Genomic DNA, 11919 nt, shown 5'->3' with positions numbered 1-11919 from the left:
GGCGGCCGAGCGCGGCGCGGAGAGCGCCGTCGCACCCGCCGCACTCGGCCCCGTCGCACCGCGCGGCAGGCCCAGGGCTGCCGGCGCCGCCGGCCAGCCGCCCGCCGTCGCACCGTTGGACGCTGCCGGCAAGCCACTGCCGGTGGTGGAGGCAACGCCACCGGCCAACGCCTGCGGACCACGGCCCGCACCGGGGGGCGCCTCCAGGCCCGGCCCGTCCTCGGCCATGCCCAGGCCGGTGCCCGGTCGTTGTACGGCCCCGCCTGCGGGCGCCGAAGCCGACGCCTGCGCGGCCGCCTCGGCCATGAGCCGGCCCAAGTGCTCGCGCTCCTGCTCGGCCTGCCACAGGCCTTGCACCCACCACGCGCCCAAGCCAAGGCCCGCGGCCAGCACCAGTGCCGAGGCGGACCAAGCCGCCAGCACGCGCGGGCTGGGACGCTCGGAGCGCGGCGGCGCACCCACGGGATGCGCGGCGCGCAGGCCGGCATCGGCGGTGAAGTCCGGGCCCAGGCCGGCGTCTGCCGGAGCCAAGGCGCCGGACAGGCCCGCCGGCTCGACGCCACTGGGCGGCGCCGGCACCGCGCCCGGCTCGGCGCGGCCCGTCGCGCCGTCACGGGCAGGCTCACCGGCCGGGAACGCCCCAGGGCGGCCCTGCGCCAGGTTTTCGGCGGCCTGCGCAGGCGACATGAAGGCAAAGGCCGGCGACTTCGCATCCGCGGGCGGCCTGGCGACGGGTGCGGTGGTGGCCGGCGCTGGGGCCACGCGCGGCCCCGGCGTCTCGCGCAGCGGCGGCGGTACGCCGGCCGAACCTGCGGACGGCGCACGGCCCGCCGCGGCCTGCACAGGCCCTGGTCCAGGCCCGCCACCCAACAGCGCGCGCAGCGCCAGCGCGCCATCCGGGCGCCCGGTGGGCGACGGCCTCAGGCAGTCGTGCAGCGCCTGCACCAGCCGCGGCCGCAGCGCCCCGGCGGGCGTGGGCAGTGCGGCATCGAGCGCGGCGGCGATGTCGGCCGGGCCTGTTGGGCCGTCCCACGGCCGGCCCGTGGCGTGGTGCAGCACCGTGGCGGCCAGCGCGTACAGGTCCGTCCAGGGGCCGCGCGGCAGGTGGGCGCCCTCGGGGCGCAGCTCCGGGGCGGCCTGCTCCAGTGCCTGCGGCAGGCGCAGCGCGCGCGCCGCGTATCCATAGCCCAGCAGCACGGGCCGCTGGTTGGGCGCCCACAGCAGCTGCTCGCCATGCAGCCCGCCGTGCACCAGCCCGGCGGCGTGCACCTGGGACAACGGCTCCAGCAGCGTGGTGAACAGCTCGCGCAGCGCCGCGTCGTCGCGCGGCGGCTCGCACCGTGACAGCGGCACGCCGGGCAGCAGCGGCATGAGGGCGCAGGGGCAGGCCTGCTCCTCGCTGGCCTGCAGCACGGGCACCAGGCCGGGCAGCCGCAAGCGGGCCAGCAGCCGCCATTCCTCCAGGCAGGCGGCGCGGCCGGCGTCGAAAGCGGTGCGCGCGGCGGCGTCCGAGGCATCGCGAAGGCGCGGTGCGCCTTGGGCATCGCGCTCGCAGAGGAAGGCGCGGTGCGCCTTGGGCATCGCGCTCGCAGAGGTTGGAGGGGGCGTATTCCTTGAGGGCGTAGCGGCCGCCGCCCAACGCATCGCCGGCGCGGTAGACGGTGAAGACCGGGCCCACGTGCAGGACGGCTTCGATGCGGCATCCCGCCAGCACGGAACCGACCGCCCGCGCGGCCAACGGCCACGCGTCACTGAATGAGGGGGTCATGCCCCCACTATGGCCGCGCCTGCCATGCCCAGGGGGTTGCAAGGCGTGTCCGGATGGTTCAGGCGCGCCGCCGGTCCATTGCACAACGCGGCGTGACGGGAAAACCCGCCTTCACCGGCTGTCCGTCAAGCGGCGCCGCGGATGCAAACGGATGCCATCGCTTGCACTTCGGCGGCGCAAGAGACGGCTTTCGGAATGGTTGTTGCCAAAGGAACGATGGTCTCGGGCTGGGCTGAAACACGTCGCCAAGCCGGACTGATCGCTCAGGAGGTCAGGACGTTGTCGTTGAGCAGCCGCTGGCACTGCGGGTGTTTGCGCTGGGAGGGCTGCACGCACTGGCGCTGCATGCACTGCAGCAGCGCGTACTTGGACAACGCGCCGCAGGTGTTGCGCGGCGAGGCGGCGGCACGCGCGGGCGGCGTGTCCGCACGCGCCGACACGGGCCGCGGCGCGGGCTTGGCCTCCGCACGATCAGGGCGCGCCTGCGCCACCGCGGCCCGCTCCGGGCGCGGCACGGCAGCAGCCCGCGCGCTTGGGGCTGGCGCTTGCACCACCGCGGGCTGCGCCACCGGCAGCGGCAAAGCGGCCGCATCCGCCCGCGACGCGGGCTCCACGCGCGACGGCAGGGGGGCGGGCGACAGGTCCATCCTGGGCAGCAGCGCCGGCGTGGGCAGCACCTGCGCCTTGGGCTCGACCTCGGCCACGGCGGCCGGTTGACCCGCACCGTCTGCTTGAGCCGGAGCCGGCGCCGTCGGCTCGGCCGGCGGCGCGTGCACCGGCTCCGCCGCGGACGGCTCCGCGCGGGCCGTTGCCTGCGGCGGCGCCTGAGAAGGTGCCTGCGCCGGGGGTTCCACCGCCAGTGCCGGGGCTTCGACCGGCGGTGCCAGCGCCGGCAGCGAGGACGGCTCGTCGGCGCTCCAGCCGGGCGTGGCCGGGGCGCGGGTGGCCGCCTGCGCAATCAACTGGTTGATGCGGTGGCGCTCGCTTTCGTCCTGCCACACGCCGTGCACCCACCAGCCCATGGCACCGCAAACCAGGCCCACCGCCAGCGTCAGCGCCAGGATGCGCAGGCTGTCGTTGCGCTGGCGCGGGGTTTCCAGCATCACGAAGGCGTCGCCCTGGCGGAAGGCGGGCACGCTGCGCTCCCAGCCCGCAGCGCCGCCGTGGCCGGGCAGGCGCGCGGGCCGCTGCGGCGGCGGCGCGCCCGCGGCGCGGCCCGGGGGCTCGGGGTCGGCGCGGCCGGCCTCGGGATGGTGAATGCCGGGCCAGGGCGCCTCCGGCTGGGAGCGGGTGCGGGGACCGGCCGCAGCGGACGCGCCGCCACCCTGCCCCGGCGCCCCGGTGGCGCCGCGCGGGGCGGTGCGCCGCTCGTCCTCGTGCTCACGGCCGGCCTGCCACAGCGGCGCGCTGCCGCCCAACAGCTCGCGCAGCGCACCCGCGTGCGGCGGGCGCTCATCCGGCGCGGCGGCCAGCGCGGCGCACAAAGCCTTGACCAGCACGCGGCGCTGCAGCGGCTCGGCGGCCGGGCCCAGGGCCTGTTCCAGGCGCGCGGCCACGCCGTCCGCCGCGTCGGCCGGGTCCAGTTGCGTCCAGGGACGGCCGGCGAGGCAGCCCATCACCAGGGCGGCCAGGGCGTACACGTCGGTCCAGGCGCCGCGGGGCAAATGGGCGCTGCGCGGGTCCAGCTCAGGCGGCCGCCCAACGTCCTGCGGCGGCGGCAGCCCAAGCGCCTGCGCGGCCATGCTGAAACCCAGCAACACCGGCATGTGGCCGGAGGCCCACAACAGTTGTCGCGCATGCAACGCGCCATGCACCAGGCCCGCGGCATGCAACTGCGCCAGCGGCTCCAGCAGCGACAGCAGCAGCGCGTGCAGCGCGGCGTCGGACGGCGGCAGCGGCACCTCCGCCAGCGTCACGCCGGGCAGCAGCGGCAGCACGGCGCACAGGCTGCCTTCGGTCTCCAGGATGCCGCGCACCTGGACCAGCCCTGGCAGCCGCAACGGCTGCAGCATGTGCAGCTCGTCCACGAAGGCGGCGCGGCCGGTTTCGAACGCGGCGAAGGCGCCGGCGTCGTCCGGGTCGCGCAAGAGCGGCGCGCCGTGAGGGCCGCGCTCGCACAGCGACTGGGGACAGTATTCCTTGATGACGACGCGCTCGCGCCCGGAGGCTTGCACGGCGCGGTACAGCGTGAAGACGGGCCCGGCGTGCAGTACGGCTTCGATGCTGCAACCGGCCAGCGGGGAGCCCACCGCGCGGGCGGCACCACCCGGCGGCGGCGTGGTGGGGTCATGCAACTTCATGGCCGCACTATCTGCCCCGGCGCGCGCCCGTCCGGTTGCAAGTCGTGTCGGCCGTGGCGGCGTTTACAACAGCGCGGGAGAGTCCCGCTTGCCCTGCGCCACAGGGCCCATTCGGCGTTCAGCGGCCCGCGAGGCGATGCGCTCGCCCTGGGGCCGCCCCCCGGCTTCAGCCCCCCGTCACGGGCGGGAAGAAGGCCACTTCGGCGCCGTCGCGCAGCGCGGCCGTTTCCTCGCTCATCTTCTGGTCCAGCGCGCAGCGCACGCTGCGGCTGCGCGCCAGCGCCGTGGCGTGGGCGCCGCCGCGGGCGATCAAGGCGTCGCGCAGCGTGGCCAGGGTGCTGCCCGGCGGCAGGTCGGCCACGGTTTCACCGGAGCCCAGGGTCTCGCGCAGCGAGGCGAAGTAGCGGACTTGGACGTTCATGGACACGTTCACGAGCAGGACAGCAGTTCGGACAGCGGCAGGTAACGCACGAGGTCGCCGCGGCGTATGGCGTTGCCGGGCGGGTTGTCCACCAGCCCATCGGCCCACACGGCCGAGGTCAGCACGCCGGAGCTTTGGTTGGGGAACAGCTCCAGCGCGCCGTCGGCGCCCACGCGCACGCGCATGAACTCGCGGCGGTGCCGGTCCGGCTTGGGCAGGTCGAACCCGGCCGGCAGCGTGAGGCCGCGCGGGAAGGCCGTGGGCAGGCCCTGCAGCGCGCACAGCACCGAGCGCACGGCCAGGAAGAAGGTGATGTAGGTGGAGACGGGGTTGCCGGGCAGGCCGATGAAAAGGGCCTCGCCCGCGCCCTCGCCTTCGCGCTTCACCGCACCGAAAGCCAGCGGCTTGCCGGGCTTGGTGCCTATGGACCACATGTCCAGCCGGCCCAGCGATGCGACGGCGGGTTTCACGTGGTCTTCCTCGCCGACGGACACGCCGCCGGTGGTGATGATGAGGTCGTTGCCGGCGGCGGCGCGCCGCACCGTCTCGCGCGTGGCGTCGAGCTTGTCGGGGACGATGCCGAAGTCCGCCACCTCGCAGCCCACGGCCTGCAGCAGGCCGCGCAGCGTGAAGCGGTTGGAGTTGTAGATGGCGCCGGCCGGTAAGTCCTGCGGGGCGACTTCGCCGGGCATGACCAGCTCGTCCCCGGTGGACAGCAGCGCCACGCGCGGGCGGCGCAGCACGGTCAGCCGCGCGGCACCCACGGTGGCGGCCAGGCCCAGGGCCTGCGGCGTGAGGCGCGTGCCCTTGGGCAGGACAACGGCGCCGGTGCGCACGTCCTCGCCGCGCGGGCGCACCCATTGGCCGGCGCTGACCTCGACGTTGATGCGAACCATGCCGTCTTCGACAGTGCAATCCTCCTGCATCACCACAGCGTCGGCACCGGCGGGAAGTTGCGCGCCAGTGAAGATGCGGGCTGCTGTGCCGGACTGCAAAGGCTGACCAACATGGCCCGCAGGAATCCGCTGCGACACGGGCATGGGCTGCCCGGGCACCACGTCGGCGGCACGCAATGTGAAACCGTCCATGGAGCTGTTGTCGGCGGGCGGGACGTCCAGGGGCGAGATCACGTCCTGCGCCAGCACGCGGCCCAGGGCGTCGAAGGTGGCGAGCTCTTCCGTCTCGCGAAGGGCTTGCAAGAGCGCGCCTTGCACCAGTCGCGCCTGGGCTTCATCCAGGCTCAGCAGCGGAGGCCGTTCAGCCATGCGTGTCTCCTGCATAGTTAAAACGCTCGCCTTGGGCGAGCAGGTATTCGGCCACGGCCCGGGGGCTGTTCAGGTCCAGCAGCGGCAACGCGCCGGGGGGCGCGGGCAGCGCATCCGGCGTGTCGGTGGCGATGGCCACCACGTGCGCATCCGCCGGGTACAGCGGCTCCTGGCCCAGCGCGGCGCGCCAGATTTCCACCTTGGGCAGCGCGGCATGCTTGAAACCCTCGACGAGCAGCCAGTCCACGGGCCGCATTTCGGCGATCAGCTCGCCGATTTGCGGCTCGTGGTCCATGGGGTGCTCGCGCAGCAGGGCCAGGCGGTGGCTGGAGGCCAGCAGCACCTCGCCGGCACCGGCCTGGCGGTGGCGCCAGCTGTCCTTGCCGGGCTGGTCGATGTCGAAGCGCTTGTGGGTGTGCTTGATCACCGACACGCTGCAGCCGGCCGCGCGCAGCGCGGCGATGACGCCCTCCAGCAGCGTGGTCTTGCCCACGCCGGAAGGGCCGGCGAAGCCCACGACTTTCATCACTGCGGCGCGCGGCTCAGTCGACCGCGCACTCAAGCTCGATGACGGCCTTGACCTTCTCGGCGTCGGCCGGCAGCACCATGAAGCGCTTGGGCAAGGCTTCGATGCCCACGTGCGCGGCGGGACGCTCGGGCTCGCGGCCCAGCGCCTCGACGATGGTGGCGGCGAACTTCACCGGCAGCGCCGTCTCCAGCACGATCATGGGCGTGCCGCTTTGCAGCCGCTCGCGGGCGACCTTGACGCCGTCGGCGGTGTGGGTGTCGATCATCACGCCGCAGCGCTCGAACGTGTCGCGGATGGTGGCGACACGGTCGGCATGCGTGCTGCGGCCGGAGACGAAGCCGAACTCGGCGACGCGGGCGAACTCTTCAGGCGTGAGCGTGAAATAGCCCTTGCTGTCCACGTCATCCTTGAACAGCTGCTGCGTGCGGGCGGCGTCGCGGCCTAGCAGGTCAAAGATGAAACGTTCGAAGTTGCTGGCCTTGGAGATGTCCATGGAGGGGCTGGACGTCTCGTGCGTCTCGGCGCCCTTGCGCACGCGGTAGGTGCCGGTGCGGAAGAACTCGTCGAGCACGTCGTTCTCGTTGGTGGCGCACACGAGCTGGGCGATGGGCAGGCCCATCATGCGGGCGACGTGGCCGGCGCAGATGTTGCCGAAGTTGCCCGACGGCACGGTGAAGCTCACGCGCTCGTCGTTGCTCTGGGTGGCCTGGAAGTAGCCGGCGAAGTAGTACACCACCTGGGCCAGCAGGCGGGCCCAGTTGATGGAGTTGACGGTGCCGATGCGCCAGTGGCGCTTGAACTCCAGGTCGTTGCTGACGGCCTTGACGATGTCCTGGCAGTCGTCGAACACGCCTTCGATGGCGATGTTGTGGATGTTGTCGTCCTGCAGGCTGAACATCTGCGCCTGCTGGAAGGGGCTCATGCGGCCGTGCGGGCTGAGCATGAAGACGCGCACGCCCTTCTTGCCGCGCATGGCGTGCTCGGCGGCGCTGCCGGTGTCGCCCGACGTGGCGCCCAGGATGTTGAGCTCCTGGCCGCGGCGGGCGAGCTCGTACTCGAAGAGGTTGCCCAGGAGCTGCATGGCCATGTCCTTGAAGGCCAGCGTTGGGCCGTTGGACAGCGCCTCCAGCACCAGGCCGGGCTCCAGGGGTTTCAGGGGGACGATTTCCCTGGTGCCGAAGACTTCCTCGGTGTAGGTCTTGCGCACGAGGCTGCGCAGGTCGTCGGCGGGGATGTCGGCTATGTAGAGCGACAGGATCTCGAACGCCAGGTCCGCGTAGGCCAGGCCGCGCCAGCGCGCGAGCGTGCCGGCGTCGACCTTGGGGTATTGGGTCGGCAGGTACAGGCCGCCGTCCGGCGCCAAGCCTTCGAGCAGGATCTCGGAGAAGCCGCGGGGCGTGGCGTCGCCGCGGGTGCTGAGGTACTTCATGCGGGAGTCTCCCGCCGGCGGCCGCTTGAAGCCCCGGCGTGCGGTTCAAGTCACGAAGGCTGCGCGCGCAACCGGTGCGGCGCGCAGCCCTGGCCTCAGGCCATGGTCCGGCCAGCGCGTCAGGCCAGCTCTTCCTTGCGCAGGCTGACGATGGGCGCCAGCACCGTGGGCAGCGCCTGCATCTGGGCGATGGCCTTGCGCATGGAGCCTTCGATGGTGTCGTGCGTGAGGATGATGACGTCGGTGTTCTTCTCGCCCTCGGCCGACTCGCGCTGCAGCAGCGCGTCGATGCTGATGCCGTGCTCGGCCAGGATGCCGGTGACGCGCGAGAGCACGCCGGCCTCGTCGGCCACCTGCAGCCGCAGGTAGAAGGCGGTGCGCACCTGGTCGATGGGCAGGATGGGCATGTCCGACAGCGCCTCGGGCTGGAAGGCCAGGTGCGGCACGCGGTTGCCGGGGTCGGCGGTGTGCAGGCGGGTGACGTCCACCAGGTCGGCGATCACGGCGCTGGCCGTGGGCTCGGCACCGGCGCCCTTGCCGTAGTACAGCGTCGTGCCCACGGCGTCGCCCTGCACCACCACGGCGTTCATGGCGCCTTCGACGTTGGCGATCAGGCGCTTGGCCGGGATCAGCGTCGGGTGCACGCGCAACTCGATGCCGCTTTCCTGGCGGCGCGCGATGCCCAGCAGCTTGATGCGGTAGCCGAGCTGCTCGGCGTAGCGGATGTCCGCGGCCTGCAGCTTGGTGATGCCTTCCACATGGGCCTTGTCGAACTGCACGGGCACGCCGAAGGCGATGGCCGCCATGATGGTGGCCTTGTGCGCGGCGTCCACGCCCTCGATGTCGAAGGTCGGGTCGGCTTCGGCGTAGCCCAGGCGCTGGGCTTCCTTGAGCACCACCTCGAAGTCCAGCCCCTTGGAGCGCATCTCCGAGAGGATGAAGTTCGTGGTGCCGTTGATGATGCCGGCGATCCACTCGATGCGGTTGGCGGTGAGGCCTTCGCGCAGCGCCTTGATGATGGGAATGCCGCCGGCCACGGCGGCCTCGAAGGCGACCATCACGCCGCGGGCGCGGGCGGCTTCGAAGATTTCCGTGCCGTGCACGGCCAGCAGCGCCTTGTTGGCGGTGACCACGTGCTTGCCGGCGGCGATGGCGTCCATCACCAGCGCCTTGGCCACGCCGTAGCCGCCTATGAGCTCGACCACGATGTCGATGTCGGGATTGGCGATGACTTCGCGGGCGTCGGCGACGACCTTGGCGTGCTCGCCCACGACGGCGCGGGCGCGCTCGACGTCGAGATCGGCCACCATGGCGATTTCAATGCCGCGACCCGCGCGGCGGCGGATTTCTTCCTGGTTGCGCGTGAGCACGTTGAACGTGCCGCCACCGACGGTGCCAATGCCGAGCAGGCCGACCTGTATGGGTTTCATAGGAGGGGGGTTTCAGTCAGAACGAGTGACGTTTGCGGTAGTGGTCGAGGAAGCGCGCGATGCGCCCAATGGCGTCGGCGAGATCGTCGGAATTGGGCAGGAAGACCAGGCGGAAGTGGTCGGGGGTGGCCCAATTGAAGCCGGTGCCCTGGACGATGAGCACCTTCTCCTCGGCCAGCAGCTCGTAGGCGAACTGCTGGTCGTCGGCGATGGGGTAGATCTTGGGGTCCAGGCGCGGGAACATGTACAGCGCCGCTTTCGGCTTGACCACGCTCACGCCCGGAATCTGGTTGAGCAGCTCGGTGGCCAGGTCGCGCTGGCGCGCCAGGCGCCCGCCCGGGGCCACCAGGTCCTTGATGCTCTGGTAGCCGCCCAGGGCCGTTTGAATGGCGAGCTGGCCCGGCGTGTTGGCGCACAGCCGCATGGAGGCCAGCATGTTCAGGCCTTCGATGTAGTCGCGGGCGTGCTTCTTGGGGCCCGACACCACCATCCAGCCGGCGCGGTAGCCGCAGGAGCGGTAGTTCTTGGACAGGCCGTTGAAGGTCACGCAGAGCACGTCCTCGGCCAGCGAGGCGATGGAGGTGTGCGTGGCGCCGTCGTAGAGCGTCTTGTCGTAGATCTCGTCGGCGAACACGATCAACTGGTGCTGGCGGGCGATCTCCAGGATCTCGCGCAGCAGCTCCGGCGGGTACAGCGCGCCCGTCGGGTTGTTGGGGTTGATGACGACGATGGCCTTGGTGTTGGCGGTGATCTTGCTGCGGATGTCGGCGAGGTCGGGCGTCCAGTCGGCCTGCTCGTCGCAGACGTAGTGCACGGGGCGGCCGCCGGAAAGCGACACGGCCGCGGTCCACAGCGGGTAGTCGGGTGCGGGCACCAGCACCTCGTCGCCCGTGTCCAGCAGCGCGTTGAGCGCCATCACGATGAGCTCGGAGGCGCCGTTGCCCAGGTAGACGTCGTCCACGGACACGCCGGGGATCTGCTTCTCCTGCGTGTAGTGCACGACCGCCTTGCGCGGCGCGAAGAGGCCCTTGCTGTCGGTGTAGCCGGCGGCGGCGGACAGGTTGCGGATCATGTCCTGGACGATTTCGTCCGGAGGGTCGAAGCCGAACACGGCGAGGTTGCCGATGTTGAGCTTGATGATCTTCTGGCCCTCCTCTTCCATCTGGCGGGCCTTTTCCAGCACGGGGCCACGGATGTCGTAACAGACGTCGGCAAGCTTGCTGGACTTGGAAATCGGCTTCAAGAAGGGTCTCCGGCGAAACGCACGCCACTCCGGCGCGCGCGAAAACTAGAATTATCCACGTGAAGTTCCAGCCCGATCGACTCGAAGGCGTCAATGCCATTTCCCGCCACGAGCCCCAGCGCTTGTGGGTCAACACCACCGAATGGGGGCAAAGCGTTCTGGTGCCCGTGCGCGGCGAGGTTCAGCCTTGGCCCGTGGAGCGCTTTGAAGCCCTGACCGAGGAGCACTTTGCCCAACTGCTGCAACTGCGTCCGGAGCTCGTGATTTTCGGCTCGGGCCCGCGCCTGCGTTTTGTCAAGCCGGCCCTGCTGCGTTCGCTCATCACGGCCGGCATAGGCGTGGAGACCATGGACACGGCCGCGGCCTGCCGCACCTACAACGTGCTGGCCAGCGAGGGGCGCATCGTCGCCGCGGCGCTGCTGCTGGAGCGCGGCTGAACCTGACTGAGGGCGGCTGAAAGCGGCTGCACGCGGCAGCGTGCCGAGCCGGCCGCCGTCGGCAATCCTGAAAAGAAGCCCGCACCGTGCGCGGTGGGGGCTTGCATTACCGCGCGCCGCCCTCAGCTTGGGAAAGCCGGCGGCGGGTGTTTCGTGATGAAACGCCGCTGCGGCGTCAATACCTGCCGGGAAACCGGTTCAGGCCAATTCCGGACACGGGCAAGCCCTACCCGTGACGGGCTATAATAAATAGTTGCTCCGGCGCTGCCGCCCGGCCCCATAGCGAGAAGAGAAACACTCCTCCATGACGCCTGCCCTGAACAAACCCCTTCCTGAATTCGAAGCGCTCGCCACGAGCGGCATCAAATTCACGCCCGCCGCCTTTGCGGGGCAGATCGTGGTGCTGTATTTCTATCCCAAGGACAATACCCCGGGTTGTACCACCGAGGCACTGCAGTTCCGTGATCAACACAAGGAATTCGTGAAGTCCGGCGCAGTCGTCTTTGGCGTCTCGCGCGACAACATGGCCTCGCACGATAAGTTCCGCCAGACGCTGGAACTGCCATTCGACCTGATCGCCGACACCGAAGAAAAGCTCTGCCACATGTTCGGCGTGGTCAAGAACAAGATCATGTACGGCAAGAAGGTCAAGGGCATCGAGCGCAGCACGTTCCTGATCGACGCCGGCGGCGTGCTGCGTGCCGAGTGGCGCGGCATCAAGGTCGCCGGCCATGTGGACGAAGTGCTCAAGGCCGTCAAGGCGCTCAAGACCACGGCCTGATCGCCGTCGCTGTCTACGCCGCGCACCAGTACGGTGCGCCACACACGAAGAGCCGGCCCAGCGCCGGCTTTTTTTACGTGCTCATGACAACCCCGCTCCGTGATTTTCCATGCCGTGCTGGGCATGCAAGCTGCTAGAAATGCGTCATGGCGCTTTGGCCTTGTTGCAGCAGCTCTTACCCCCTCTTTCAAGCGGGCTATGATGGCTGCATGCTCCTGAAGCCTCAGCGCGCATCGAACCGAAGCCGCACCGTCCCTGGCGACTGTGCGGCTTCGGCGTTTCTGGCCTTTGCAAACGCCTTCTTCAGAGGACCTTC

10 protein-coding genes are annotated in these 11919 nt (G+C 70.9%); 2 read left to right on the top strand and 8 right to left on the bottom strand.

Annotated features, from left to right (window positions below):
• The 8 genes from ALA01S_RS20085 to ALA01S_RS20050 all read right to left on the bottom strand — a co-directional run.
• Window positions 1-1581: hypothetical protein (locus tag ALA01S_RS20085; protein WP_066340097.1), on the bottom strand; the 1581-nt coding region annotated here is incomplete at its 3' end.
• Window positions 1582-2031: 450 nt separating this feature from the next.
• Window positions 2032-4068, bottom strand: a complete 2037-nt coding sequence (locus tag ALA01S_RS20080; RefSeq protein ID WP_066340096.1) for a hypothetical protein — start codon at window positions 4066-4068, stop codon at window positions 2032-2034.
• A 166-nt stretch (window positions 4069-4234) separates the two neighbouring features.
• Window positions 4235-4489, bottom strand: a complete 255-nt coding sequence (locus ALA01S_RS20075; protein WP_066340104.1) for a MoaD/ThiS family protein — start codon at window positions 4487-4489, stop codon at window positions 4235-4237.
• An 8-nt stretch (window positions 4490-4497) separates the two neighbouring features.
• Window positions 4498-5754: a molybdopterin molybdotransferase MoeA gene (locus tag ALA01S_RS20070; protein ID WP_066340094.1), complete on the bottom strand. Its 1257-nt coding sequence runs from the start codon at window positions 5752-5754 to the stop codon at window positions 4498-4500.
• Complete coding sequence (gene mobB, locus ALA01S_RS20065) at window positions 5747-6280, bottom strand: molybdopterin-guanine dinucleotide biosynthesis protein B (protein ID WP_066340090.1); 534 nt, start codon at window positions 6278-6280, stop codon at window positions 5747-5749. Before mobB ends, ALA01S_RS20070 begins: the two co-directional genes overlap by 8 nt.
• A gap of 16 nt (window positions 6281-6296) precedes the next feature.
• Window positions 6297-7712, bottom strand: coding sequence for a threonine synthase (gene thrC / locus ALA01S_RS20060; RefSeq protein WP_066340086.1), 1416 nt, complete (start codon window positions 7710-7712; stop codon window positions 6297-6299).
• A gap of 119 nt (window positions 7713-7831) precedes the next feature.
• Entirely contained in the window at window positions 7832-9142 is a 1311-nt protein-coding gene (locus ALA01S_RS20055; RefSeq protein ID WP_066340083.1) for a homoserine dehydrogenase, read from the bottom strand.
• Window positions 9143-9158: 16 nt separating this feature from the next.
• Window positions 9159-10385 carry a pyridoxal phosphate-dependent aminotransferase gene (locus tag ALA01S_RS20050; protein WP_066340080.1) on the bottom strand — a complete coding sequence of 409 codons (1227 nt, stop codon included), beginning with the start codon at window positions 10383-10385 and terminating at the stop codon, window positions 9159-9161.
• A 59-nt stretch (window positions 10386-10444) separates the two neighbouring features.
• On the opposite strand from ALA01S_RS20050, the gene ALA01S_RS20045 reads away from it, so the two are divergent.
• Window positions 10445-10822, top strand: coding sequence for an Mth938-like domain-containing protein (locus tag ALA01S_RS20045; protein ID WP_066340077.1), 378 nt, complete (start codon window positions 10445-10447; stop codon window positions 10820-10822).
• Window positions 10823-11126: 304 nt separating this feature from the next.
• Window positions 11127-11603: a peroxiredoxin gene (locus tag ALA01S_RS20040; protein ID WP_066340074.1), complete on the top strand. Its 477-nt coding sequence runs from the start codon at window positions 11127-11129 to the stop codon at window positions 11601-11603.
• Window positions 11604-11919: the final 316 nt, after the last annotated feature.

Source organism: Azohydromonas lata NBRC 102462 (assembly GCF_001571085.1).
In the GTDB taxonomy this organism is placed as follows: Bacteria; Pseudomonadota; Gammaproteobacteria; order Burkholderiales; family Burkholderiaceae_C; genus Azohydromonas; species Azohydromonas lata.
Note: the sequence above shows the minus strand (reverse complement) of the source record. Positions and strands in the feature narration are given on the sequence as shown.